Source organism: Gemella morbillorum, from assembly GCF_900476045.1.
Classification (GTDB): Bacteria; Bacillota; Bacilli; order Staphylococcales; family Gemellaceae; genus Gemella; species Gemella morbillorum.
On sequence record NZ_LS483440.1, the window covers coordinates 1,715,623 to 1,741,784 of the forward strand.

The window sequence follows — 26,162 nt, forward strand, 5'->3', positions numbered from 1 at the left end:
CTTTTTCGTTGTTTTATAGATCTAAATATATTTAAAAGGAGATATTATGAAGATAGACGGTAGAGCCATGGCGCTCTTTAATATTAAAAAAGAAGTTTACCTTGTTGCTTTGTGTAAACTTGTTGCTTTTTGGTGTTCTTTATTTTTCATCTACAATTTTGTAGATTTACTTTTCTATTTATTAGATAACCATTCTAAATCTGGTTTTATCTTAACTTTTGCTTTTAGAACAACATTAAGTTTGGTTATTTACTACTTAGCTACTACTGGAGATAATTTCTTTAGTCACAAAATTTCTAAACAAGTTAGAAATACTTTGCGTGAAGAGATTTACAACAAAGTTGAAAAGTTATCACTTAATTATACGGAGGCTGTTAATACAGGTAGCCTTCTTGTTATGAACTCTTCTTCAATAGTTAATATTGAGTTTTATTTCAACAAATTCGTTCCTCAGATGTTCGCGACGTTGTTCATCGTCTTAAGTTCGTTTATTGTTTATGGTAAAATTCATATTCTGCTATTTATCGCAATGCTGGTTCTTTATCCATTAATACCTATATCTATTATGGTTATTATTAAAAAATCAAAAAAAGCCAACAAACAAAACTTTAGTGATTTCCTTAGTTTATCAGAAGTTTTCTATGATAGATTATCTGGTTTCACTACTGCAAAAATTTATGGAAAAGAAGATAACGTAGCTGGCGATGTTGATAATCGTAGTGCGCGTTATAGAAAATCAACAATGGCTCTGTTACGCCACCAACTTAATTCGATTAATGTAATGGATGCGATAACTTACGTTTCGATTTTTGTTTTATCTATTATTGCGATTTTTATCGTGAAAGACCAAAAACTTATCGTCTTCGTTATTGTTGCTACTCTTGAGTGTTTCAAACCGCTTCGTGCTTTAGGTGGATTATTCCATATTTCTATGAAGGGAAATGTTGAGTTAGATAATATCTACAAACTTCTTGATTATCCTGAACAAGAAAAAGACAATAATATTACTCTAACATCTGGAAAAAATATCGTTTTAAGCAATGTAAGTTTTTCTTATAACGAAGAACCGACACTTAAAGATATTAACATGATTTTCAAACCTAGCACAAAAACTGCTCTTGTTGGAGAAAGTGGTAGTGGAAAATCTACTATTATAAAACTAATACTAGGGTTAAATTCTAACTACGCAGGAAGTATTAAATACGATACTTTTGATATAGACACTATTCCGGCGAATAAAATGTCTAAAATAGCTACTCTTATTACTAATGATAGCTATCTTGTTCAAGGTTCAATCCGCTCTCACCTTTCTGTCAATAAACATATTACAGAAGAAGATATGTACAATGCTCTTGAAAAAGTTAATCTAAAAGACTTTGTAATTGAAAATGGTGGTCTTGACTATCAACTTAGCTGTGGTGCTAGCAATCTTTCTGGTGGTCAAAAGCAACGTTTACTTGCTGCAAAAGCTATTTTGAAAGATAGTTATATCTATATATTAGATGAGGCTGTTTCTAACATTGATGATTACAGTAAAAAAATTGTTCATGATGCATTTGATTCAATTAAAAATGGAAAGATTATCGTTGTTATTTCTCACGATTTAGAAACCATTACTAATTCTGATAATATTTATGTATTGAAAGATCAGCAAATAATCGAAGAAGGTACTCATGAACAACTTATAGACCAACCTTCTCTATACAAAAAATTATTTAACGATCAACAACAATTAAAAGAGAAGTTTTTAGCTAAGGAGGTAGAGTAATGACATCACTAAAACAATTAAAACAACTTTTAGCGATTGCGAAAGAGTTTAAGCGACCACTTTTACGTGCGACATTGTTCGGAAGTCTAGGACATCTTACTTTAGTAGTATTTACCTACTTTATAGCATTGTTCTTTATAACAAAAATTACAACAGTAGCGGCTATTTTATTTATTTTAATATTTATTCTAGCGATACTGAAAGGTCTGTTTAGCTATACAGAACAACTACTAAATCACTATGTAGCTTTTAAAGTTTTACACACATTACGTATTAAAGTATTAGATAAATTCAAGCGTATTTCTATCGACAGCTTTACGAAAAATACATCTGGGGATTACATGACGATGATTACAACCGATATAGAACTATTAGAGGTGTTTTACGCTCATACTATTACACCATTTCTAATCTATATCGCTCAAAGTTTAGTTGTTAGCATATTTTTACTATTCTTCAGCGTGAAACTTGGCCTTGTTGCTTTGTTTGTTTATATAATTATCGGGCTAGTTTACCCACTTGCTTTTCGTAATAAAGGACAAGAAGTTGGTGAAGGTTATCGTCGTAAACTAACTGCGGTTAATAACAATTCTTCTGAGCAAGCTTATGGTATTTTTGAAGCTCTTCAATATGATAAAATCAAAGAAGAAAAAGCTAATATCCACATGGAAACAGAGGAATTAACTCATAGTTCTTACATCAAGAATAAGTTCCTAATAGACTTAAATACTTTAAACGTTATTACTTACAATTTTGGAGTGCTTGGTTTTATTTACTTCGCTACAACGCTTGGTAATCCTAATACAACTATCGCCCTTAGTGCAATGTTTATCGTATCATTTATTCCTATCTTGTATATGGGGAATCTTGCTTCTACTCTAAGTCAAACTATGGCGAGTGGAAAGAGATTTTTAGAACTTATGAACACACCAGAAGAACCAGAAAACACTGGACAAATCGTTGATTTTAAAGAGTTAAAAGTAGACAATCTTACTTATAGTTATAATGATTCTAACGTTGTCGAAAATCTAAGTTTTTCTGCAAAACGTGGTGAAATCATCGGTATTAGCGGCCCAAGTGGTTGTGGTAAATCAACAGTTGCTAAACTTATTATGAAATTCATCTCTGATGAGAATATGCACGGTAACATCACTATTGATAACATAAATCTACGCGATATCGACAACCGCTTCTTTAGAGAAAATAGTTCTATAATCTTACAAGACAGCTATCTATTCAACACTTCAATTAAGAATAATATCAGCTTCTTTGACAAAGATATTTACAAAGAGCGTTTAGCTGATTCACTTAAACACACTAACCTTAAAAACTTCGTCGATAGCCTACGCCGTCGTGAAAATGAGATTGTTGGTGAGCGTAGTTCTAATATCAGCTCTGGACAAAAACAACGTCTTTCAGTTGCTCGTTCATTCTATAACGAAAGTAAACTTTTAATACTAGATGAGGCAACAGCAAACATTGATATTTTTAGTGAAATCGAAGTCTTAAAAGCGTTAGAAGCAGAAAAAGAAGATAAGATTACTATCATTATCTCACACAACAAATCTACTTTATCAATTTGTGATAAAATAATTAAATTAGGATAAGACAAAAGGTATAGGTTTTTTACCCTATACCTTTTAGTTATATCTATATTGTCCAACAGTTATATATTTGGCGCTCTATCACATCTAAATCATGTTCTTCTGTTTCGCAGATAACTCCATCAAAGACGATGAATCTCTGAATAAAATATGTAATTAACGCTCCCGCAATAGGTCTCATTATTTCAGGTAATGTCAATTCTTTATTGATTTCTGGATTATTCTGTTTTAAATACTCGAAAAACTCATCCAATCTCCTTTCTTTAAAGACTTCTTCTGCACCTATAATTATCTTTTGTTTTAACTGCTCATTAGTTAATACTTCCGAGAAAATAATCTTTATAATATCTTTATTTTCTTTCATAAATCTAAAACGATCTCTCACTATATAATGAATAATTTCTTTGATAGTTATAGTATTAATATTTTTTACCCTACCTAAAAAATTTGAAAATAATCTTGGTAAAATCGGGGCAATTATTGAAATAAGCAAATCTTCTTTTGTCCGAAAGTATTTGAATACCGTCGCCTGGCTTACTCCTGCAGCTTTCGCTATTTCTAACGTTGAAGTGCCATTGTATCCTTTTTTACCAAATAATATTATTGCCGCTTCTAATGTTTTTTTCTTACCAGGTGGCATATCTCCTTTAGCCATCAAATCCAAGGACGACTTTAATATGTTTTCTACCATTTTCTTCTCCTCTCGACTTCTCCTAACTCTACTTCTTTACACTTTTCTATAACGTTTTAATCCTATTATATTTAACGTAATTAAAACTACAAAAAAGATTGTTAAGGCGATAATATCTCCTTTTATATCTAAAAGATTTTTACCTTCCAAAATGATTTTACTTAAACCATCTCCGCTATAAGTTACAGGTAAAACTTTACTTATGTACACCGCCACTTTCCCCATACTTTCAACAGGGACAATACCTGTAAAGAACATCTGTGGTATAATTACCAACGGTATAAACTGCATAACTTGAAACTCTGACTTCGCAGCTGTTGATAGAAGCATACCTAGTGCCAATGCTCCAAGAGCAAGCAGCATATTAACAATTATCACATAAACTAGACTTCCCGCAACTTCTATATTTAACAGATAAATAGCGGATAATGTAATGACAATAGTCTGAATTATCGCAAGAAATCCATAAGAGATAGTGTAACCGAAAATAATCTCACTTCTTTTTACCGGTGTCGCTAATAATCTATCTAATGTTCCACTAGTTCGTTCTTTTAGCAAAGCTATACCAGAAATTAAAAATACAAAGAAAAATGATATATAACCGATTAATATCGGTGCAATCTTATTGAAGAATGTCGTATCTTCACTTCCATAGTTATAACTTTCGGTTATTTCTGGTTTTTGTTTAGTTAGCGCTAGACTGGGATTAACTTTTTGTATAGTTTCTATAAATCCTTTTATCTCTGCGCCGGTTAGACTAGCTTTTAAGACTTGTCGAGCTTGAGTAGTTTTTACAGAATCAGTATTTGCATATGTTACTTCGTACTTGTTGTCTTTATAATATATTACCGTATCAAGCTGTCCATCTTTTAATTTTTTCTCCGCTTCTTCTTTTGTAGTTATACCTTCTAAACTAACATTATCTACATTTTTCATAACCTCTTCTACTTTTGTCGGTACATCTACCGCACCAATGCGGACATTTTCTGTTGTATCAGCTGAAAAAACTATATTTAACAGCCACATTATAAGTATCGGAGCAATAAACATTAACGCAAAAGTTCTCTTATCCCTAAACAACTCTTTAAAAACTTTTTTAGCAATAGCTATCGTTCTCATTTTATTTTACCTCCACTGTTAAAAATACATCTTCAATAGTATTTACATTATTCTTTTCTTTTAGGTTGTTAGGAGTATCAAAGGCAATTATTTTCCCACCTAAAAGAAGACCTACCTTATTACAAAGTTCCGCTTCATCCATAACATGAGTAGTAATCAAAATACCTACACCATTGTCACGTTGTTTATAAAGCTCTCTCCAAACCTTTCTACGCAAAGCAGGATCTATACCTACGGTTGGCTCATCTAATACTAATAACTTTGGTTTTCCTAACAATGCAATCGCCAGAGATAAGCGACGTTTCATCCCACCAGAATAATTTTCTACTTGCTTTTTCAAGTCCGCCGATAAATCTACCACTTCTGCGACATAACCTATTTCTTCTTTTAATTTTTCTCCTTTAAGGTTTTTCATCTGTCCAAAAAACTCTAAATTTTCATAGCCGGTCAGCGCTTCATATAGTGCGTCACTTTGCGCCATATAACCTATATTCCCTAATATCTTTCGTTCCGGCATTATTTTATCTAAAACGAGCGCTTTTCCCGTATCTGCTTTTTCCATCCCTAACATAGTTTTTATTAATGTAGATTTCCCCGAACCACTCGGCCCTATTAAACCTATTATCTCAGATTTTTTTAGCTGAAAATCTATATTATCCAAAACCTTTTGTTGACCAAAACTTTTGCTTAGCTGAGTTATATCTATAAATCTATCCATATTAATCACCCTTTCTTTATTTATATTCAAACTTTTTTAGTGAGTAAACACTCACCTTTGTTTTAAAAAATTTTTGACTTTAGTTTTTTAATAACTCTAAAATCAAATCATTTTAAATATCTTCTCAATAATAATTAAATTTGTTATCAAAACTTATATCTATCTTCTACTTTTAGTATAGTGAGTAAACACTCACTTGTCAAGTAATAAATGAAACTATAAGCAATATTTCTTTAGTTATTCGCTCCTTTAGTCACCACAACAAAATAAAAAACAATCTCAAATATCACGTGACTTTATCAACAAGATTTTTTCCAAAACTTGTCAGTTAGTTAAGATACTCAAGATTGTTTTATATATTTTCAGATATTATTTTTTCTCTGTAATATTTACAGTTATTTCACCTTTACTATTACGTCCTAGTGTGTATGAATAACCTTTTTTGTTCTCTTTTATTAAACGAGCAATTTCTGCATCTGCATATTTTTTAGCTTCTTCTGAAGTTTTGAATGTTCCAGATGTTGTTGTAGAAGGTGTTTTATCATCTTTCTTATCGCTTGAATTGTTATTGTTACTATTATTTGCACGTCTATTATTTGATGTAGCGTTATTGTTAGATGATCTATTTGCAGATGAGTTAGAGTTGTTAGAGTTTTGACTTTCACGATATTTTTCTTCATCACTTTTAGCTTTAGATGTTGATGATTTTGAATCTTCATTATCATCATTATCTTCTTTTTCTTTATCTTTTGATTTAGATGTTGACGTCGTGTTGTTGTCTTTTTTCTTACTTGCATTATCTCCGCCTGAGAAATAGCTAATCGCTAAAAATAAAGCACTACATAGAAATATCGCTAGAACAATTCCCCATAATACTTTTAGTAATCTATTATCTTTCATTTTTTATCAATCCTTTGTTTTTTTATATTAATATTATAATACTCTTTTGAAAAATTTTCTACTATTTTTTTCGCCATTTTCTTAATATAATCCTAACACTTCTACATTAAGTTTAATTTAAAACTAACCTATAAAATCTCTTCCTAAAAATTTATTTTTCATGAGAAAATCTCTCTATTTTTTCGATATGTTTAATGTCAGAGGCCAAAGACAAATAACAAATAAATATAAAGGAGATTTTTATTATAAAATTACTTAAAAAAACATTACATTTAAACTATTCAGAGCCGAAAGGCGACAAACAAGTTGTTAAAAGTTATTCATTCAATGTTAACGCTGATACTGACGATACTAAACTTAAAGAAGTAGCCGATGAAATCGCGAAATTAGTATCTAAAAACATTGATAATACTACAATTAATACAAAATCACTAATTTAATAGAGGAGAATTATTATGGAAAAAACATTAAATATTTTTTTTACAACTAAAAATAAAAAAACTTATCATATTTCTTTAGCTCATCCTAAAGATGGCTTAACTAAAGAAGTTGTCCAAGGTGTCGCTCAAAAAATTATTGATGCACAATGCTTTAACAGTGATAAACATACTCTTGTTGCTTTCAAAAAAGCAACTTATGTAACTCGTGAAGAAAACGAGATTCTATAATTAAGCAAAAAAGGTGCGATATCTATCGCACCTTTTTTATGCGCACATTATTATTTAGAGAAGTATTAAAGAAAAAATCATAAATTTTAAGGAGGGTCTTTTATGGATATTTTGAATTTTATCAACACTGTAGGTTTCCCTATTTTTGTTGCTGTTTTTTTCTTATTAAAACTAGATAAAACTCTGCAAAATATCGGAAAAAGTGTCAATGATTTGACCGAAATTATCAAAATAAAACTTAACACTAAAGACTAATTTTTACTCTTACACATAGTCAATTTATAGAGTTAGTTCATTCAAATAGATTATTTATTAAGGAGGCTTATTATGGCAACACAACAAACAATGGTTAATTGGGCAAAAGATCAAATTTATAAATGGATAGATATGGATGGCGCTTATGGAGCACAGTGCGTTGACTTAATTATGGCTTATGTCAAAAACTTCGCAAACTTTCGTGTATCAGGCAACGCTATTGACTACTTGACAAACTCCCTTCCTAATGGATGGCGTCGATATCGTAAAGGAGAAGCTACTATCGCTCCTGGAGACATTGCAATATGGCACTGGGGCTCATGGGACAAATATGGTCACGTTGGAATCGTTATCGATGTGCGTAGTAATATTATTACTTCTGTTGAGCAAAATGTTGATGGTACTCCAGAGCGTGGTGGTGCAGCAAAAATTATGGCGCGTGACGATACTTATCTTGTCGGTTTTATCCGTCCGCCTTATGACAACGGAGAAAACTGGACAAGAATACCCGAACAAGGAAGATTTATAGTTGAAGTAACAGAAATTAACGTTCGAACAAAACCTAGTATTTTTTCTCAAAAAGTCGACTCTTACACTACTGGAGAAAAAGTTTTTTATGATAGTTATGTTATTAACGAAGGTCTAATTTGGATTAGTTATATTTCTTACAAAGGCGAACGCCATTATATTGCTACCGGCGCTTGTAAAAATGGAAAAAGAATAAGCAACTGGGGACGATTTTTACAATAATTCATATATAAACCTGTAAAACAAAAAAGAAAGATACTCTTACCTATCTTTCTTTTTTAATATTTACCCCCTAAAGGTCCCTGACCACCAATTATTAACCCTACATTATGTTGATGAAAGATTATAATTCAATAGAGTCCGCCTTAGCGGCCAAGAATCTTTAGGTAAAGGGATTTGTTAAGGTGTTTTTTATAAAAAAGTTAGTGCTTCTAATTAACTTTTGAAAATACTCAAAATTTTTAAATTTACTGTTTTTCTCTTATCTCTATATTAAGTGTATCAAAGTTTTTATAATAAATCAACAATTATTTGTTAAAATATTTCGTTTATTATATAACCGTCTGTAGTTTTATATTTCGTTCTTTAAACTAAAATTAAAATATTAACAATTATTTTTACTTTATGTATACCTCAACAAAATAAAGTTTCTTTGTTTTTTCTGCTTTCTTGTATTTTTGTTTTTATGTAAATAATAATAATTTTTTAAAATAAAATAATGTGGTTATTTTTCTTTTTTTATGTTTTATTGATAACTTGTCTCTATTTTTCTCTATTTTAAGTTTTCTGTTGATTTTATTGAAAGTTTAGTTTAAACTTATTTAATATACAAATATTATCTTTATTATTTTTTAGTTTTTGGTGGATTACTTAATCTACCTTTTATTGTTTTCGAGGTGTTTTTATGAATGATATGACCAAAGGTCCTATTTTATCAAAAATTTTATATTTTTCCATTTTCATCTTTATCGGTGGCCTTTTGCAAAATCTTTATCTTATTATTGATTCGATTATTCTTGGTCACTATATCGGAGAAAGTGGTATCGCTGTTGTCGGAATAGCTAACCCTATTAATTTTATTATAATGGGGTTCTTAATAGGTGCGGCTTATGGTTTCGGGGTAATTATGGCAAGAAGTTTCGGTGCTGGAGACTTCAATCAGTTTAGAAGGTATTTTTTCAATTCTATTATCCTATCTCTTATTTTAGGATTTATCTTTACAGTAGTATTATTTTTCGCCAATGAGTATCTTTTAAAATTGATTAATACTCCTAGCGAGCTTTTTAATGAAGCTCACAAGTTTTTATTAATTTTGTACTTAGGTTGTGCTTCTACACTAATTTACAACCTATTTGCAGCTACACTACGTAGTATAGGTAATAGTCTTACCCCCGTTTTATTTTTACTTCTTTCTGTAGTAATTAACGGTATCGTTGTTTTTATCTTTGTAGCTATTCTGAATTTAGGCGTTGTCGGAAGCGCTTTTGGTACTATTATCGCCCAAACAACTTCTGCTCTGTGTTGCTATTTTTATATCCAATATAAATACCCCAACATACGCTTAACAAAGAATGATACTGTCCTCGATATTAAAAATATGAAAGAATTACTTGTCCAAGGAGCTCCTATGGGGATGCAATTTTCTTTTACAGGTATCGGACTTATTATCGTTCAAAAATACCTTAATGGTTTTGGAACAAACTATATCGCGGGTTATAGTGTTGCTATACGTATTCAAAATATCGTAGCGTATATTTTCGTAGCGCTTGGAACAGCAATTTCAACCTTTACTAGCCAAAATATCGGAGCTAAAAAAATGTATCGTATTTCTAAAGCTATTCGCTATATGACTATAACTTCGATTCTAACCGCTATATTCAGTATGGTTGTTATTAGATTAGGAGGCATCTACTTTATTTCTATCTTTACCGCCGAACCTAATACTGAATTAACCGAATCTGCCTTGATGTATTTTAATAATGTTACCCTTGCTTATATACCATTAGCTATTCTTATCTTGTTTAGAAATATCTTACAAGGTTATGGTTTTCCTATCACGGCGATGATGGCAGGTATTGTAGAACTTATTAACCGAGTTATTATCGTTATTCTTTTCACCGATTCACTTGGTTTCCTAGCGATTTGCCTTGCTGATTCTGTTAACTGGTTGATCACCGCAGTTTTCTTACTTGGAGTATATTTTTTCGCAGTACGCTATCACAAACAGAAATTCAAAGAGTTTTATTAACAACTCCCTATAAAAACTAGCAAAAATAACGCTAGTTTTTTATTTTACCTTTCTTAATTCTTCTAATTATGTTACAATAAAAGCAAATTTTAATATTAAGGAGGGACTCTATGATTACTAAAGAAATGATTGAAAAAGTTATCGAGAAGATTACTAAAGAAAATCAAAAAGAGTGCATTCATATTTATCCAGAAAAGAGTGTTAACCTAAGTATATTCGATAGCAAGTTTGGAGGTATTCCTTATTTGCCTAAAAACTTTGAAGTACCATATGGAACATCTGACGATAATGGACAATTAGCTCTACTTGCGCAAATAAACTGCACTGATCTACCAGAAAATAATCTATACCCTAAAACCGGAATCCTTCAGTTTTGGATTGGTCGCGATGATCTTATGGGTCTTGAAGACGATTATAAAGTAGTTTACTTTGAAAATATCGATAATACTATTACTAGAGAAGAAGTTCTTACTAAATACACCCCGCTTGATCCAGAAGACTATGATCAATATTCTCCATTTAATCCATCAAACGCTGAATTTGGACTAACTTTCGAAAAAGGTGTTTCTTCTATTACTACTGAAGATTATAGATTTGAAGATATAGTAATAAACGCTATTCACGAATTATATCCAGATGAAGAAGTGTCAAATCTTTATTGTGATTTAGATGATGATGTTTATGAATATTTTTATGATTCATTAAGAGGATTAAGTCACGCTATTGGTGGATATCCAAACTTCACGCAGTACGATCCACGTAGTTACAATTCTGAAGAGGGAGAACAGTCACCTTATGATATAATGCTTCTTCAAGTAGAAACCGACTGGAGTAAGGGTCGTGATGTTGAGATTATGTGGGGAGACTGCGGAGTAGGGAACTTCTTTATCTCAGAAGAAAACCTAAAAAACCTTTATTTCGAGGATGTCCTTTACAATTGGGATTGCGGATAAAAAGAAAAAGTGATGAATTTTTTTCATCACTTTTTTTATACCAATTCTATTTTTTTTCTAAATATATCTGGTTTCCCTGATATTAAACTATAAATACGAGCCACCTTAATATCTTGTACAAAGTACATGCTGTTAGAGCTGTTTAACACCGAAACTAAAGCTATCTTTTCTTCTTTGTTAATTTTGCGTATCAACCCTGATTTCTCACTTTTTACCGCAAGCACGCGAAATACCGTCGTTCCGAAGAGCTCTTCATAATCATCACGAGTAGTATTTGTTAAAACATGGATTAGCAAGCGTTGGATTTTCTTTTTACTATATCTTTTTGTAATGACTAACTCTACCAATTCTCTATAGTTTTTCGCACTAAGAGCAGCTTCGAAAATTCTATTTTCCAAACCTTCTCTCATGTCATAGATGTTTTTTAATCCATCTTTTCCTAAAGAAATAATTTTATACTTTAATAATCCGAAAAAATCTTCTTCCGTTGGTATTTTACTAGCTCTAATATCCTCAAGTAGTTCTTTTGATATATAACTTGTTATCTCTTCTGACATAATATTTTTTCTAATAGCAGTAGCGCTAAGGTGTTGTGCCATTTCTAAATTTTCATTATTAAGATTTTGCCCAGTTCTTTTTACCGGCACTAATTGTATATGCGGTGCAAATTCTTTTATCATCTTGTAATAGCTATACGCTAGACTGAAATTGGGGTTATTGTTGGAAATTCCATACAACTCACCATTGATTTTGGCAAAACTATATCCTTGCTTAAGTAACTCTCGATATTTTTCAGGAGATATTTCCTGTTGTTTTTTGTATATTTCTCCAAAAACTTCAATATCCATTTCTTCTGTGCCAAAAATCAAATGCGTTATACCAGCCCCATCAAGAATCTCAATACTCTTTCTCGCAAAATCATCACTATAAGCAACACTTCCCAAATAAGGTAAGGCGATAACTAGACTACAACCACTTCTTACCGCTTCCTTGGCACGTGTATAGCCATCTGTAATCGCTACTTCACCTCTTTGGGTAAAATATTCACTCATAACACAAACTATTTCCCCACCAGAGCCGTTTGCAGCTATTAAATTTTGCGCTTGCTCAATTAAATATTTATGTCCGCTGTGAAGAGGGTTAAACTCCGCGATTATTCCTATTCTCATCTCTTACCTCCTTTACCTAGATTCTTAAACTAAACTGTCAATCTATAAATCTATATAATAAAGGGATGATCTGCCTGCAACTCCATTTCTCTTAGAAACTTCATCGTGGTATCACCCCTTTTAAGTTACTAGTTATCTTTTTTCTTACTTGTATCTTCGAAAATATCCACAGTCCAACCAAGAAGAGTACCATCTTCGGCGGTAACCTTACTGATAGAAAACTGTCTTGGTTTTTTGTCTTCTTTTACCAATCTTTCTATTTCCTTATTACCAAATTCTAGCGCCTCACTTTGAGTTTTAAACACTTTTCCTGTAGTGCCGACTCCTTCATTTTGAGAAACTTTTTTACCGTTATACTCCTTAGTTTCCACATAATTATTTGTTTGATTATTCGCGCCTTGACTACCTACTACATTTCCAGATTCTTGTTTTTCTTGGGTGTTTTGACTATTTTGAGATTTGTATTTTTCCTCATCAGTATTTTTATCTTGTTTTTTATTCGATGTTTGAGCGGAAGATTTTTCCGATTTTTTAGAATCTCCCCCAGCAAAATAACTATATCCTAAAAATACTATGCAAACAACAAATATCGCTAATACAACTCCCCAAAGTATTTTTAATAATTTATTATTCTTCATAATATAAGACCTCTATAAATTTAAAATTCAAGTATATTATACCACTTATTAAATATTTTAGCAAAATTAGATGATATTCCCTACCACCTAATAATTATCAAAAGCATATCCTCTATCTATACAAAATGTTACAAGAAAAAACTATCAAACAAATCCATAATCATTCATTTTGATAATAATACAAAACAACTATAGCACACTATAATTGCAACATTTCATCATAGTGTTCCCTAGCGTAATTAATAAATTCATAAATACTTGCCGATATCCTCTTCATTTCAAACGACCCTAACGCTCCTAAATCATTCATATATATAGTATCATCAGAATATTTTTTTATAAAAAATGCTCTATCACCGTCTTGCCCAATCAAGAAAAAATCCGGTTCCCATTCTTCTATTTGATAGGTAGTGTTTCTTTCTTCCAAATCTATCTTTGAATACAACACAACCCCTGTATTCTCTATCAAAAATTCTCCTTCTTTGTCTATTTGCGATAAAAATTCTCTATATATAGTTGGAAATTCAAAGTTAAACTCCTTATTCATAGTAAACTCCTTAATATGTTTTACTTACCTAAAAACCTATACTTCATCTTCACTTAACTCTCTAAAGTTTGAAATATGATATCCAAAATAAACTTTTCCCGACTTTCCTATAAATATTCCATGTTCCTTCATATTAGTTATCTCCCCTAAATATATCAGAGGAAGATCATTGTAAAATGGATACTCTTTTGTTATTTTCACTTTGACAGTAACTAAAGCTTTTCCCCTCAACTCGTCCATTATATATCCTTCCTTAATTCAATCGTCTACTCGCTATTCTGCTACAACTAAAAAAACGCTAATGTGTCTCAAATTTTTCCCAATCAATAACAGATTCAATAACGGGTATCCAACTATCTATTTCAAATTTTTCTTCAATATATGGATTCGTGTATCCATCCAATATTAATACTCCTTTACATCTAACATGAGCCTTACTATCTATTATCTCAACTACCTCCAGATCATATGAGACCATCGGTTCCCATTCATAAATATAAAATGCATCTTCCCTATCAGCACTTTCTTCAATTGTTGTTACGCTAAATGTTTCTCCAGTTAATTCCTCTACCGAATTTTTGTCTGTATCTATAGAATTAATACAAAGCGAGGGGGCTATTTCTTCACCATTTAAATCTCCAGGCGTAAATCCGATATCGACAGACCACGACATACAATCATCTTCTTTAAAGAACATTAGACAGCTACGTCTACCTTCCCAACTATCCTGAAATAAATATTTTTCTCCAATTTTTAGCATTTCTCTATCCTTTCTTCAATAATAGTTTCCTAAAAACCATTCAAAAACATAACAAAATTTTTTATTTTATTCCATTTCTTTTATCAATTTATACGTCTCCTTAAGACGGAGACCTCGTCGTTCCTTACTCGCTGTTATTTCTTCATATATATCATCCAACGTCTTGGCAGGTGCTAAAGTCCACAAAGTATAGTCTTCTAATATGATCTTCCCAATCTTCTCAAACTTATCGAGCAAAAGTCCTAAATCCTTGTGATTAAACCAACAGTCAGTATCAATAGCATATTGTCTATTGTTCATCTTACAAGCAATCTCACTATTTATAAAATCCGTCATAGTAGGTTTATCTTGTTGAAGCAACCTTGTACACGCCAAATGGTATTCTATCTTTCTTGGACTTTGATCTACTACTGAAACAAAAACTACACCATATTGATTTTCAAACTTGACCGCAAGCACATCTCCCACTTTAAAATATGGTTCTTGTTTTATTTTTTTCTTTGGGACTTTAAGCGGCTTAGAATTTACACTTCGCAACTGAACTGCTAACTTATCCAGCACCCTCTGTCTTTGTTTTAACGCCTTACTATCAATCTCTAACCAAAACTCATCAGCACCCTTTTCGATTATCTCCAAAGCTCTATTTTTTATTGCTTCTGGCAAGTGACCTATCTTCCATAAAGAATATGCTAACGCTGTCCAATAGATTTCTGTGTAAAATCCATCTATGCAAAAGTTTTTCTCTTCGTTCAAAATATCTTCGATTATTTTATCGACATTTTCTCCATCTTTATATCTTTCTACTGCGGCATTGTAAATATCATACCCATCATCGCTATCTATAATTTTAACTCCATCTATTGCCATAATATTCTCCTTTATCCACTATCACTATTTTACAACTAATAATACTCTCTTACTTGTCTCTGAGGCTTTTATCCTTGTCTCCTATTTGTGTTATGATAAAATAACTCCGCCTGTTCTTTCGTCAGCAAACCTTCTTTTTTATATAAATACACGTACTATTCTCTTGTTTTATAATTCATAATCTAGTTGTTATTATAAATCGATAATAATTACACACATACTCTATCTCTATACTTTAGAAATTATCTTTAAAATCTATTTTTTATTATTCAATATTTTTTCAATCAAAATAACCGTCAATATCAATTATTTTTCCAGTAAGATCTGTAATCTAATTTCTTTCTAAATATTTGTCAATAGTATACCCCTAAACGATTATTCCTCATACACTCCCAATAAATCCGACAAAATCGCATCCGCATCATCTTCGGATAAATCATACTGTTCCATTACCGCTTTGATATTCTCATAAATCACAGCTAAATTCTCAGGACTTTGATTTTTATAATCTTCAACGGTATTTATATTGTATTCATATAATATTCCGTCTATCTCCTGTCTTGCTATAACATTAAATGTATCTTTTACAAAATCTCCGTTTTCACCCCTATAATAAGCTGTCCCAATCGGAGAGTTAAGAAACAGGATAATATCATCATCATTGTTCGCAACTACATTTAAGGTATATATTCCTGAATGACTTGGTTCACTCATATACTCCTCATCTTCATCACCTGCAGTAAATCTCCAACCGCTATCTCCTACAAAATCAGGATTTTCACGATACATATAGCCAACCTTTTCTCCATCTACCATAATTCTGTCTGTGGCAATACAACCTTCTCCTTCATCCCAACGAAAGAGCTCTTTTATATCTTCTTTTTTTATACTCCAATTTTTTTCCATGGTTTTCCTCTTAAAATTCATATTAATACTTTTGACCAAAGTTCTCCCTTTTTAAAACTAACAATATCTTTTTTAACAAGATAAGTTTTCCCTACTTCCATTTTCACAATAGCCCTTCCCCTTAAAATACTAAACTATCTTTTACACATTTAAAATAAATAACTTCAATGTAAGTTAATATTCTCCTAGCTAAGCATTAATTTATCTATCTTATTTTCTTATGATTATATCATTTTTATTATAATTTGTCAGTTACGCCCAAAATGAGTTTAGTCCCGCAACTACAAATTTTCTTTATTTTTTATGGGAAAATATTCTTTATTTGGCCTTAGTCCTATATCTATAAAGAAAAAAACAGCAAACCTATTTTAATTTACTGTTTCTCAAATTGTTATATTCAATTAGACAAACTGGAATTTGCCGCTCTTTAAAGAACTGACACATCAGTTACTTTTTTATTTTGCTCTCTAATCGAAAGAACAGTTGCCATTACTATAATAATTATTTTACAAGCATAAGTTATATTTTGATCACCACCTACTGCTAATTGCGAGAAAACATTTATTAACGAATGTGTCATCACACATATCCACAAACTGTTTGTCTTTATAAATAACGCGGATAAAACAAAGCAATTAGTCAACAATCCAAGCAAAAATCCAAACACCTGTACTTGTGGCAATGTTCCTTCAATGTAGAAATAAGAGAAATGCCATATTCCCCATAAAACAAAAGTAATTAAAGTTGAACTAATATAACTATGGTGTTCCATCATAATTGGTTGAAAAACATATCTCCACCCTACTTCTTCAATCCCACCAAAAAGGATTGCTTTAAGAAATAAGATAATCGGAATATACCACGCATTCAACGCTAATTTTCCATCAAATGCAACATAGCAAAAATCCAAAAACAAGAATACAATAACAAATAAATAACTGCTGATGTTTTGCTTTATAGCGAAAAAATCCTTTAATATTTTCTTCGTACTGTACTTTTTGTATCTAAGTGCAATAATAGTCCCCCATAGAGCAGCTGAAACTCCACCTATTCCAATAGCAACCATTCCCATTGGCATTGTATAGTCTACATCCATACCCAAATTACGCAATATAAAAACTATAATACATATCATCCATATTTGCCCTAAGGTTCCTAATAAATAAAGAAAAATTGCCTTTTTTCGACTCATAAATTTTCTCCTAAATTCTAATTTGTTTTACTCGCTGTTTGTAATATTATATCCTATTTTCAATTAGTTTTACAGGTCTAATTCTTGTTTCTTTACCTGTAGTAGTTCTCTATTTTCTTGTTGCAACTGCTCTATACAGCTTCTTACACTTTCAGCTTTTTCAACTTCTTTTCGCAGGTCTATGATTTGAGAATACAGCCTATCTTTTTCTTTCTTCAAGGCTGTTACTTCCGATTTCCATTTGGATATATTTTAAACTTTACTTTTCCCTAACTATTCTTTCATATCTTGGCACATTCAAATAAAATAATCTCGGTGGTATATTTATTTTGTAAAAAAGTTTTTGATTTATTGGTTTCTAACTACCATCTTACAGGCACTTATTCACCTTTGGAGTTTTGATAAGATAAAAGTATAATATTATTAACATCCATTTGCACTATCATCACTCAATTCTTATAATTCTTCTAAAAAAGTCATATCCTCCATTAATATTATTACCGAGTTCTTCATTGGTATCTTGAAAATATGGTGAAACAGGAAAATATCCCCAAACTGTACCTAATCCCCCACATATATTACGACCACCATCTCCACCTTTATATGAAAATATCCCATTATCATATACAATTTCTCTGTTATATGGATCATCTGCTATATAAAGTCCAAAAAAATTCTCTTTTTCTAAAGAATAATCCCCATCAGAGTCCAACCATTCTATATGCCTTAGGTTCATTGAAAAATCCATATTGTTACCCCAAGGGAAAATACTTCTGCATTCCTTGCCGGCCAGATACTCCCATTCTCTTTTCGTAGGAAGCGAATAACCACTATCCATTATGTCTTGAAATAAATCCTGAAATGTAGTTTCTTTATAACGTTTCCCATACCACTTCCCGTTTTCTAGATATAAACACACCGTTTTAAAAACTGTTATTTCGTCGATTTCTTCCTTTTCGGCTTTTTCAATCATTTTTTTCAACTCTGTATTTTGTTTCAGTTCTTCTTTTGACATATTTACCCAACAGGTTTCATTATATTCCTGTTGTACCAGTAACGGATGTATTACACAATCTTCCTCTTTACTAAAATTGTTATTAAGATACTGTTCTATTTTGAGTAAAATCTCTTTATCAGCCAGTTTCTCTTTTATTTTTTCTGCAATAGCATATTCACTACATATTTCATCTTCATAGCAATCTACAAATACGTAAGCAAGTTCATCTAAATTTTCCTTATTAAAAATCTCATGTAATTTCTTATTTTTAAAATCAATCCCCAACTTGACAGTATCTCCTGGAACAAATATAAACTTGATTCCATCTTTTGAACGATATACTGCTGTATAAGTTGATTTTTCAAAGGCAAAAAACTCTTGAAAAGATATTAATTCTAAATGATAATTCTCTGCAATCTTATTTAACAGTTTCTTTTTATCATCAATGGAAAGTAAGTCATATTGAGGATTATATAATTTTTCTACAGGAATGCGATTCATTTATTATTCTCCTTCCTATCGTGTGGTTCTTTTCCTTGATAAATCTTTTATGATATTATACCATATTTAAAACCTATTTTATATGTCTAGCCTGTGCCACTCTACCTATGTTTATCCTCTATTTCCATGTAGCTTCTCTACACAGTCTAATGCTTTTCGTCTTATTCTACATTGTACCCTTTTTTGAGAAATAAAAAAACAGTAAACCTTTTTGATTTACTGTTTTTAGACAAATTATTAATTTTCTCTTAAGCACATAATATATTCATTGATTTTGCTGTTCAACTTATCTTTGTTTTTTTCTAAATCCGGGTAAAATCCAGTTACTCCATATCCAATCATATTATACAACGCTAAAAGACGATACTTATTTCCTTTTTTTATATCATCTTTAACTGAATCTTGTTCTATATTTTTAATCATACACGCAGATTCAAAACTTACTCTGTTCATAATTTTTTAAGAAAATTTCCAAGTAGACTCTTCTGTCTCATCTTTATTTTTAGGTGTTGATCTGACCTTTTTTATTTGTGATATCCTAAAATTTTTATCATCCATTCTTCCATATTCGTCATAGATATGTGCTTCTAATCCCCAAATAAAAAGAATAAACTCCCAGATATTATAGTTAATTGTTATCGGTATATCAATATTGGTGTATTCACATACTTTTAATGCGTTCTCCTTATCGTTGAAAACATATAACCAATACGCAAGTTCACACAGAGTGGCCATATCGGAATTTTTTGTAAATGAACAGCTTCTATTTAGTTTTTTACAAAGTCTCATAATTTCCTTTTCATCATGTTCCATCATAATATCTTCAAATAACATATATTATCTCCTCTACTTCTAATTTATTTCACTAAATACTTATAATATTATATTATTTTTTATTTGTTTTTCAGTTCTAACTTACTCCCTCTATCTTCGCCCTCTATTTTTGTATAATACTTTCGATTTATTCAACTTTTCATCCGTTTTTGAGCAATAAAAACAGTAACCCTTTTTGATTTACTATTACATTAGTTACTATGTTATAACTTGTATCTAGTTGTTTAAGTTAGACAAACTGGAATTTATCAGATAATAATCTCACCATCTAGCTGTACACTTGATTTATTTCCTCTGAAATTGCTCCACCTGTTGTATAAAAATTTCTGATTTTTTTCTATCTGTGATGATACTAACATTCATTAGTTTGTTTAGTTTTTTCTCATGCAAACCACAAAAAATAGGATTTCTGATTTTAATAATCATCTTCATACAACTAAACGGGTGTTTTTTAATTTTTATTTGTTCTATATCTTCGAGTTTAAATTTATAATGTAATACACTATTCCCTCTACTTCCGTAAGTATAATATTTAACAACATTATTTTCATAGATTTCTAATTTCACTCCATTTATGAAGAGATAATATCCCATAAAATAAATAAGAATTGGAATGTAAATCAACACCATTACTATAATAATGTTATCTGTAAAATCAGTTCTATAATTTTTTAAATATTTCAACAATATAACCACAAAAAATAGAGATACTATAGAAAAATAGCTTATCATATTAAATTTAGTCTTGTGAGGATATGTCAAAATAAGTTTTGGTTCATCTTGTAAAAAATCTAATTTCATAATTTTTCCTTTAATTTTATCAGTTTCTTCCGTACAAAAAAATTTAAAAAACTCTTTTAAAATTTTTAACTCTAATATTGATAATTGACTAATTTATTTTTATTCTCTTGTAAATTTAATCATTACTTAAACTTCTTAATTCATCAAAAGTTAATTCTTTATAATTCTTAGTTGAATTCAAAACAGAATCCGTTGTTTCAGGCAATCTATCCATAACCTTTTTGATATCTATATCCTTAGGAAATGAAATAATATTCTCCTCTGCATCTGCCCCATTATGTGCTATAAATATAAATTCCCCTGTATCCCAATTTATATCAAAATGATTGTTGACACCAACATTTGTCTCTAAATCAAGTAGCTTTTCTTCTTGATTTATGAAGTTTTCATATATAAATTCAAATAAGGCTTCTTTATTTATTTTTATTATTCTGCATGCATTATCTTCCACTTGTTTCTCCTCTTATGTGTACAAAAAATTCTAATTTATTTTACTCCATATTTACCCTTAGTTTTATATTGATCTAATTGCTTCTTCTCCTCTTTTAGTCCTCTATTTTCTTGCAATAACATCTTTATATCGCTTCTAACACTTTCTATCATATCTAACGTAACTTTATCACCTGCCTGCAATAATATATCCGCAATTTCAGCAACTTCAGGAATATTTAAATTACTACAAACAGCTAGACAAGAAGCAAGCGGTGTTTGATCCATATCATTTTTCAAGTAAACATTTGCTCCTTTTTCCACTAAAAATCGAACTGTATTCGGGTGAAAAAAGCTTGCAGCGGTATGCAACGGACTATTTCCGTATCTATCAACTCGTTCGACATCAGCCCCTAACTCAAATAACAATTTTACAGTATTATCCCCCAAAGCAGCGGCCTATCTAAAGGGCTTCGTCCGTAATAATTCTCAACATTAACATCTAAACCTTGTTCTGTGAGCCAACGAACAAACTCATCAGGAACATTACTATAATGAAGAGCTGTATTTCTCTCACAACGCGCGTCATGTGCATAAAGCTCACATTTTTCATAAACAGCCTTAAGTTTTTCTATATCTCCAGCTTTAACAAGTTCTCCAAAGTCTTTCGGTAAAGTAACTCTTTTCTTTTTAACCATATTTCACCCTCCCATAACTTCTAATTTCTTACTTAATATCACACCTGTTTTCTTAGCCTTGTAACTCTAATTCTTTTTTCTTTCACACGTGTTGGTTCTATATTTTTTTTTGATAATTTTCCTATACAATTATCAAAATAACCTCTTTTTATGCTGTTGAACTATGATTTATTTGAAGAGACCTTGTAACCATTGTACAATATCATCCGTCGTTTTATCACAGGATAACACCAATCGATTGCAGTCAATTTCATAAAATAATATCACTTCTTTTTCACTTTCAAAAAAAGTTGCTAGCCACATAATAAACTGTGCATGCTCATAAATTCCTTCAACTGAATTAAAGTACTCTATCGCAAACGTACAACGCTTTTTCTCCATTCTTAATTCGAATTGATATTTCTCTGAATAGTTTTCCCAGCAAAGATCATAAAATAACGCAGAATTATTTACTTCAAAACTAGTACCTGGATACTTTATTTCAATGTCTTTATTAAATCTCCTAATATCAAAATTATTGTTTTCCAATTCGTTCAAATGAACAAAGATTGTTACAGACATTTTCATCCCCACCCTCAAACTCTAATTTTTTCACTCAATATTATAACTATTGTATCATTTTTCCAGTTGATTTTATAACTCTCTTTGCCTATGCAGAATCCCTATTTTTTTAATCTGGTAACCCCTCTTGATTATTTTCTCTATCCCTTTATTTTTTCTGTATATTTCTCCTATTCTTTTTTGAATAGTAAAAAATAACAATCCATTTTGTTTAAATCTTTTATTTTTGATATATTTATATTACATAGACCACAGCCTGCTTCACAAGCCTTTTCTCGCAATTTTACAAATGAATCACATTTGAAGTGTTGTTCTTGTATATTATATCATGTGATAAATATTCTCCGTATAATTTATTCTGATGTTTAACTATTACTAGTGGCAATACCAATGATTTTATTGCGTACATACTAAGCCAAATAATAAAAACATTAAATTGTAAATCTTTCAAATCATTAAACCAAAGTTCATAAAATATCAAAGCGTTCAAAATGACATTAAAACTAGTAACTATAGTTGCTGATACTATATTAGTTTTAAGTTTAGGATAGTAAAACTTTGCAGCATACAACGCAAATAAAGAAATATTATAAATACAAATTGGTTTGTATTTTTTTCTATATATCACAAGTGTTTTACGATTATAACAAAAAAACTTACTAACTGTTACCTGATCCCATTGATTAAGCCAAATATGACTAACTGAATCTATTTCATCCCAAGGTATAAACAAATCAATTTTTCTTAAATAAACTCCTTTCTTACAGATGTAAAATTTCCAATTTACAAAAGAGAATATTGTAACAGAAGCAATAAAAATTACAATTCCAGCGTACTTTAAGCTTTCTTTCTCTATAATTAATGTACCATCAAAAAAGTTTATACTTCCTTTTACTCCATCGGATAACACGTATAAAACCGTTATAGCAAGCAACACTATGAATAGTATATATCTGTAAAAAATACTACGAAACTTTATTTTGTTCTCCTTCATGATATATCCTTTCAAATCTTGTGTTTTTAATAAAAAATCTCAATATTATTATACCATTTTTAAGATGGTTTTTTCTACTGCTGGTTTTTCCAACATGGTTTAAAATCCCCTGAATACTGCATAAAAAGAAAAAAAACAGTACCTTATTTAAATTACTGTTTTTTGAATTACTATATTCTATTATAAAACCAATGGTTTAATGCATAGATAAAAAATGTGCCGCTTCTTCTCTAATCTCTTTATCATAATATTTATTTTCAGAAATTTGCTTCAACAAATTTAAATAATATTCTGGGTTATCCGTTCCATTTATTATACGGTGCAACATCCAAATAGTATGTACTGTTGGCATTCTTTTTAGTGAAGAAATAAGTTTTTCTTCGTATCCTTTTTTATAAAATGTCTCAACAAAATGCACTATCTCTCCTGGGCTTCCGAAGTAAGTAAGCGGGTTTCTTTCCACTAGTTGAAGTAATGGTTGAACCGAATCTAATTGATTATAATTACTTTTAATATCATCTATACATTCAATCATAATCATTTCAAAATCATCACTATCTATATTATCTTCTATTTTTTTAATTATTAACTCTAATTCATCCATATTAATTTTCCCCCTACAAATCAAAATTTTTCCTTCTAGATGTTTGTTAATATTGTTCCCATTTATTGTTTTAAGTTTCATCTAAAATAATAAACTAATTAAATCATTAATTTCCATTAACAAAAACTCTACTTTATTTTTTCTATCATTTCTAAATACATTTTCTTTCCAAAGTCATTATTAGCAGCATCATGTCGTTCTTTTAGAAAATGAATAATTTCACCTTTATATTGCTCTGGGATGTTATTAATATTTTGCTCTATAATTCCAACTAATTTCTGCTGTGCTATTTTCTTTGGTGTCATTTTTCTCATACTCATATAATATTCCCATTGGTTAGGATGCTTTTCAAATCCTGTTAAAGATGATAAATATATCGACACATATGCTGATATACCTTTTTGTGAAGAATACTCAAGCATAAGAGTATACATTCTTCTATTTCGTTTAAGTTATATCTTGTTATCATCATACCTAATGCTGTTATTATATCTTTTATTATACTTTTGTTGTCAGGGTATTTTCTTGCTATAGCCAAAAGGATATTTGCAAATTCCTCATCAGTGAAATATTTTGTATAAAAAACTGATCCTTCTTTTCTCGTCATTTTCTCAAAATTTTTCATAAGATTTTCGATTCCAAATTCGTCTTTTTCTTCCCACTTTTTTATTTCATCTTGCAAATAAATAATTTTATTTATTTTGTCTTGTATTTTTGGATTTATATTTTGCATAATACCTCTCCTTTTTGACCGTTTAGCCTATCCTTCCTTAGTTTAACAATTCCACTTGATTCAACTATTCTTCTGTAATGTTTTGTATTTTTCTTCCTAAGGATAATAAAGTTTCTAAATCTGATAGTTCACTTGTTCCAAAAGGATTCCTAGTAGAAACGCCTGTGATTTTTTTATATTCCTTGCATCTAGTTCGAAATTTTATTTCATCTGTATCAGTATATATATCTACACTTAACGCTCTCCCCCCTACGTTATATTTTTTATTCTTGATTTCGCAAAACGAAACTACTCCCGATATAATTTCCTCGTCATTTCCCAAAACTCTAATATTTTTACCATAAAGTTCTACAATATAATCTTTTACCAATCTCTCTTGTATTTTTCTTATTAGAAGAAACCCTCCCCCAAAAAATACTAATACTAGTAAAAAAAGAAATATTGGATATGCTTTAACTAAATTATTAAGTTTTAAATAAAAGATAGCTAATTGTGTTGCCAATATAGGAATCATTATTACCACAGGAAAAATTAAACCAATGATAATATCTGATTTTGCTGTTGTTGCTGTAAATTCATATTTTTTCATATAATATCTGAATAATTATCTTATAATTACCTTTATCTCCTTTATTTTTATATGTTTTTTACTAAAAAATACTCACAGTAATTATACCATGTGTATTTTTTTGAATCAATTTTTCATTTACTTAGATTTGTTCTCTTTTGATAGTTGATTTAGTTTTTTCTTTTTTGTTTTAACATGAATTTATTTACCCAATCTATTACTAACCAACCTTACTATTCCTTTATAATTCTTTTGAAATGATTAAATACACTATTTCAAAAACCGCAATTAACACACCTAAAACACCCAAGAACGCCTTATTATCTTTTACTTCTAATCAGGAATCGTTTTGTCAAATACCTTTTTTGATTCATAGACTCTTTATTTTGGAAATTGAGTAAGAAAAAAACAGAAAACCATTGTGGTTTACTGTTTTAGTGGTTTGGGATGATCCTTTTTGGGAAAATACCTTATTATTTTCCTCTATGTTTCTGTCTGCGTTTCTCTTGTTTTAATTCAAATTTTCTTTGGATTTCCAACTCTCTTATTTTCTTACTTTCGGTTTTTCTTTCCAATTTCATTTCTTCTCTTTGTTTCTGTAATGCTAACTGAGATTTTGTTCCTATCCCTACTTGTTTACTTTGTTTTTTTACTTCTCTTTGCAATCTTTTAGGATTGTTCTTTATTTTTTTAACCTTAACTTCTAGGCTTGAACCAAACTTTAAATTTTTATAATTTTTTAAAATAAAATCATATACTTCATAATCCTTTGGTTCTGCACCAAATACTACTCTACATACTGATAACTTATTTTTTTCTACACATTCAAAAACACCTACCCAAAATGGATTATCAAAAAAAACCGTTAATTTGCCTGCTATTTTTTCCATAACAGAACCCTCCTTAATACT

At 30.2% G+C, this 26,162-nt stretch carries 35 protein-coding genes; 8 read left to right on the plus strand and 27 right to left on the minus strand.

Annotation, left to right across the window (positions count from 1 at the left end; genetic code table 11):
• Nucleotides 1-46 precede the first annotated feature (46 nt).
• Together DQN46_RS08235 and DQN46_RS08240 are read left to right on the plus strand one after the other, a co-directional pair.
• Nucleotides 47-1,768 carry an ABC transporter ATP-binding protein/permease gene (locus tag DQN46_RS08235; RefSeq protein WP_111743674.1) on the plus strand — a complete coding sequence of 574 codons (1,722 nt, stop codon included), beginning with the start codon at nt 47-49 and terminating at the stop codon, nt 1,766-1,768.
• Nucleotides 1,768-3,375: an ABC transporter ATP-binding protein gene (locus tag DQN46_RS08240; RefSeq protein WP_111743675.1), complete on the plus strand. Its 1,608-nt coding sequence runs from the start codon at nt 1,768-1,770 to the stop codon at nt 3,373-3,375. The genes DQN46_RS08235 and DQN46_RS08240 overlap by 1 nt, the downstream gene beginning before the upstream one ends.
• A 43-nt stretch (nt 3,376-3,418) precedes the next feature.
• Here the strand turns inward: DQN46_RS08240 and DQN46_RS08245 are convergent, their stop codons facing one another.
• The 4 genes from DQN46_RS08245 to DQN46_RS08260 form a co-directional block, all read right to left on the minus strand.
• Nucleotides 3,419-4,063, minus strand: coding sequence for a TetR/AcrR family transcriptional regulator (locus DQN46_RS08245; RefSeq protein ID WP_111743676.1), 645 nt, complete (start codon nt 4,061-4,063; stop codon nt 3,419-3,421).
• Between the two features lie 36 nt (nt 4,064-4,099).
• Complete coding sequence (locus DQN46_RS08250; protein ID WP_111743677.1) at nt 4,100-5,182, minus strand: ABC transporter permease; 1,083 nt, start codon at nt 5,180-5,182, stop codon at nt 4,100-4,102.
• A gap of 1 nt (nt 5,183) precedes the next feature.
• Complete coding sequence (locus DQN46_RS08255) at nt 5,184-5,900, minus strand: ABC transporter ATP-binding protein (RefSeq protein ID WP_004633773.1); 717 nt, start codon at nt 5,898-5,900, stop codon at nt 5,184-5,186.
• 369 nt (nt 5,901-6,269) lie between these two features.
• The gene (locus DQN46_RS08260) at nt 6,270-6,800 is read right to left on the minus strand and encodes a hypothetical protein (RefSeq protein WP_111743678.1); all 531 of its coding nucleotides are present in this window, start codon (nt 6,798-6,800) and stop codon (nt 6,270-6,272) included.
• Between the two features lie 245 nt (nt 6,801-7,045).
• Between DQN46_RS08260 and DQN46_RS08950 the strand changes: the two genes are divergently transcribed.
• From DQN46_RS08950 to DQN46_RS08290, 6 genes are all read left to right on the plus strand, one after another.
• Entirely contained in the window at nt 7,046-7,240 is a 195-nt protein-coding gene (locus DQN46_RS08950) for a DUF1659 domain-containing protein (RefSeq protein ID WP_111743747.1), read from the plus strand.
• Nucleotides 7,241-7,255: 15 nt separating this feature from the next.
• Nucleotides 7,256-7,468: a DUF2922 domain-containing protein gene (locus DQN46_RS08270; protein ID WP_111743679.1), complete on the plus strand. Its 213-nt coding sequence runs from the start codon at nt 7,256-7,258 to the stop codon at nt 7,466-7,468.
• Nucleotides 7,469-7,570: 102 nt separating this feature from the next.
• Nucleotides 7,571-7,723, plus strand: coding sequence for a YvrJ family protein (locus DQN46_RS08275; protein ID WP_004633781.1), 153 nt, complete (start codon nt 7,571-7,573; stop codon nt 7,721-7,723).
• Nucleotides 7,724-7,795: 72 nt separating this feature from the next.
• Nucleotides 7,796-8,473: a CHAP domain-containing protein gene (locus DQN46_RS08280; RefSeq protein WP_111743680.1), complete on the plus strand. Its 678-nt coding sequence runs from the start codon at nt 7,796-7,798 to the stop codon at nt 8,471-8,473.
• Between the two features lie 682 nt (nt 8,474-9,155).
• Complete coding sequence (locus DQN46_RS08285; protein ID WP_111743681.1) at nt 9,156-10,499, plus strand: MATE family efflux transporter; 1,344 nt, start codon at nt 9,156-9,158, stop codon at nt 10,497-10,499.
• A 110-nt stretch (nt 10,500-10,609) separates the two neighbouring features.
• Nucleotides 10,610-11,452, plus strand: coding sequence for a YwqG family protein (locus DQN46_RS08290; RefSeq protein ID WP_111743682.1), 843 nt, complete (start codon nt 10,610-10,612; stop codon nt 11,450-11,452).
• A gap of 35 nt (nt 11,453-11,487) precedes the next feature.
• Here DQN46_RS08290 and DQN46_RS08295 read toward each other — a convergent pair whose 3' ends face one another.
• The 23 genes from DQN46_RS08295 to DQN46_RS08395 form a co-directional block, all read right to left on the minus strand.
• Nucleotides 11,488-12,621 carry a tRNA(Met) cytidine acetate ligase gene (locus tag DQN46_RS08295; protein WP_111743683.1) on the minus strand — a complete coding sequence of 378 codons (1,134 nt, stop codon included), beginning with the start codon at nt 12,619-12,621 and terminating at the stop codon, nt 11,488-11,490.
• Between the two features lie 128 nt (nt 12,622-12,749).
• Nucleotides 12,750-13,259: a sarcalumenin gene (locus tag DQN46_RS08300; RefSeq protein ID WP_111743684.1), complete on the minus strand. Its 510-nt coding sequence runs from the start codon at nt 13,257-13,259 to the stop codon at nt 12,750-12,752.
• 199 nt (nt 13,260-13,458) lie between these two features.
• On the minus strand, nt 13,459-13,806 hold the full coding sequence (locus tag DQN46_RS08305; RefSeq protein WP_111743685.1) for an SMI1/KNR4 family protein: 348 nt from the start codon (nt 13,804-13,806) through the stop codon (nt 13,459-13,461).
• Nucleotides 13,807-13,842: 36 nt separating this feature from the next.
• Nucleotides 13,843-14,046 carry a hypothetical protein gene (locus DQN46_RS08310; protein ID WP_111743686.1) on the minus strand — a complete coding sequence of 68 codons (204 nt, stop codon included), beginning with the start codon at nt 14,044-14,046 and terminating at the stop codon, nt 13,843-13,845.
• A 58-nt stretch (nt 14,047-14,104) separates the two neighbouring features.
• Nucleotides 14,105-14,566 carry a hypothetical protein gene (locus DQN46_RS08315; RefSeq protein WP_111743687.1) on the minus strand — a complete coding sequence of 154 codons (462 nt, stop codon included), beginning with the start codon at nt 14,564-14,566 and terminating at the stop codon, nt 14,105-14,107.
• Between the two features lie 66 nt (nt 14,567-14,632).
• Nucleotides 14,633-15,433 carry a hypothetical protein gene (locus DQN46_RS08320; protein ID WP_111743688.1) on the minus strand — a complete coding sequence of 267 codons (801 nt, stop codon included), beginning with the start codon at nt 15,431-15,433 and terminating at the stop codon, nt 14,633-14,635.
• Between the two features lie 375 nt (nt 15,434-15,808).
• A complete protein-coding gene (locus DQN46_RS08325) occupies nt 15,809-16,339 on the minus strand; it encodes a DUF2185 domain-containing protein (protein WP_111743689.1) in 531 nt (176 codons plus the stop codon).
• Between the two features lie 427 nt (nt 16,340-16,766).
• Entirely contained in the window at nt 16,767-17,531 is a 765-nt protein-coding gene (locus tag DQN46_RS08335; protein ID WP_111743690.1) for a CPBP family intramembrane glutamic endopeptidase, read from the minus strand.
• A 69-nt stretch (nt 17,532-17,600) separates the two neighbouring features.
• Nucleotides 17,601-17,750, minus strand: a complete 150-nt coding sequence (locus tag DQN46_RS08660) for a hypothetical protein (protein ID WP_197712503.1) — start codon at nt 17,748-17,750, stop codon at nt 17,601-17,603.
• Nucleotides 17,751-17,976: 226 nt separating this feature from the next.
• The gene (locus tag DQN46_RS08345) at nt 17,977-19,029 is read right to left on the minus strand and encodes a hypothetical protein (protein ID WP_111743691.1); all 1,053 of its coding nucleotides are present in this window, start codon (nt 19,027-19,029) and stop codon (nt 17,977-17,979) included.
• Nucleotides 19,030-19,266: 237 nt separating this feature from the next.
• Entirely contained in the window at nt 19,267-19,482 is a 216-nt protein-coding gene (locus DQN46_RS08665) for a hypothetical protein (protein WP_197712504.1), read from the minus strand.
• Between the two features lie 6 nt (nt 19,483-19,488).
• Nucleotides 19,489-19,863 carry a DUF6707 family protein gene (locus DQN46_RS08670; RefSeq protein WP_197712505.1) on the minus strand — a complete coding sequence of 125 codons (375 nt, stop codon included), beginning with the start codon at nt 19,861-19,863 and terminating at the stop codon, nt 19,489-19,491.
• Between the two features lie 285 nt (nt 19,864-20,148).
• Nucleotides 20,149-20,664, minus strand: coding sequence for a hypothetical protein (locus DQN46_RS08355; RefSeq protein WP_111743692.1), 516 nt, complete (start codon nt 20,662-20,664; stop codon nt 20,149-20,151).
• A gap of 115 nt (nt 20,665-20,779) precedes the next feature.
• Nucleotides 20,780-21,115 carry a hypothetical protein gene (locus DQN46_RS08360; protein WP_111743693.1) on the minus strand — a complete coding sequence of 112 codons (336 nt, stop codon included), beginning with the start codon at nt 21,113-21,115 and terminating at the stop codon, nt 20,780-20,782.
• Between the two features lie 35 nt (nt 21,116-21,150).
• On the minus strand, nt 21,151-21,522 hold the full coding sequence (locus DQN46_RS08675) for an ankyrin repeat domain-containing protein (RefSeq protein ID WP_197712506.1): 372 nt from the start codon (nt 21,520-21,522) through the stop codon (nt 21,151-21,153).
• Nucleotides 21,523-21,524: 2 nt separating this feature from the next.
• Complete coding sequence (locus tag DQN46_RS08680) at nt 21,525-21,791, minus strand: hypothetical protein (RefSeq protein WP_197712507.1); 267 nt, start codon at nt 21,789-21,791, stop codon at nt 21,525-21,527.
• 168 nt (nt 21,792-21,959) lie between these two features.
• Complete coding sequence (locus DQN46_RS08370; protein ID WP_197712508.1) at nt 21,960-22,364, minus strand: hypothetical protein; 405 nt, start codon at nt 22,362-22,364, stop codon at nt 21,960-21,962.
• 271 nt (nt 22,365-22,635) lie between these two features.
• Nucleotides 22,636-23,262, minus strand: coding sequence for a hypothetical protein (locus DQN46_RS08375; RefSeq protein WP_224207420.1), 627 nt, complete (start codon nt 23,260-23,262; stop codon nt 22,636-22,638).
• Nucleotides 23,263-23,542: 280 nt separating this feature from the next.
• A complete protein-coding gene (locus DQN46_RS08380) occupies nt 23,543-23,950 on the minus strand; it encodes a hypothetical protein (RefSeq protein WP_111743696.1) in 408 nt (135 codons plus the stop codon).
• Nucleotides 23,951-24,078: 128 nt separating this feature from the next.
• Nucleotides 24,079-24,333, minus strand: coding sequence for a hypothetical protein (locus tag DQN46_RS08685; RefSeq protein WP_197712509.1), 255 nt, complete (start codon nt 24,331-24,333; stop codon nt 24,079-24,081).
• Complete coding sequence (locus tag DQN46_RS08690) at nt 24,309-24,683, minus strand: hypothetical protein (RefSeq protein ID WP_197712510.1); 375 nt, start codon at nt 24,681-24,683, stop codon at nt 24,309-24,311. Before DQN46_RS08690 ends, DQN46_RS08685 begins: the two co-directional genes overlap by 25 nt.
• Before the next feature lie 64 nt (nt 24,684-24,747).
• Entirely contained in the window at nt 24,748-25,272 is a 525-nt protein-coding gene (locus DQN46_RS08390; protein ID WP_111743697.1) for a hypothetical protein, read from the minus strand.
• Between the two features lie 452 nt (nt 25,273-25,724).
• On the minus strand, nt 25,725-26,141 hold the full coding sequence (locus DQN46_RS08395) for a YjdF family protein (protein WP_111743698.1): 417 nt from the start codon (nt 26,139-26,141) through the stop codon (nt 25,725-25,727).
• Nucleotides 26,142-26,162: the final 21 nt, after the last annotated feature.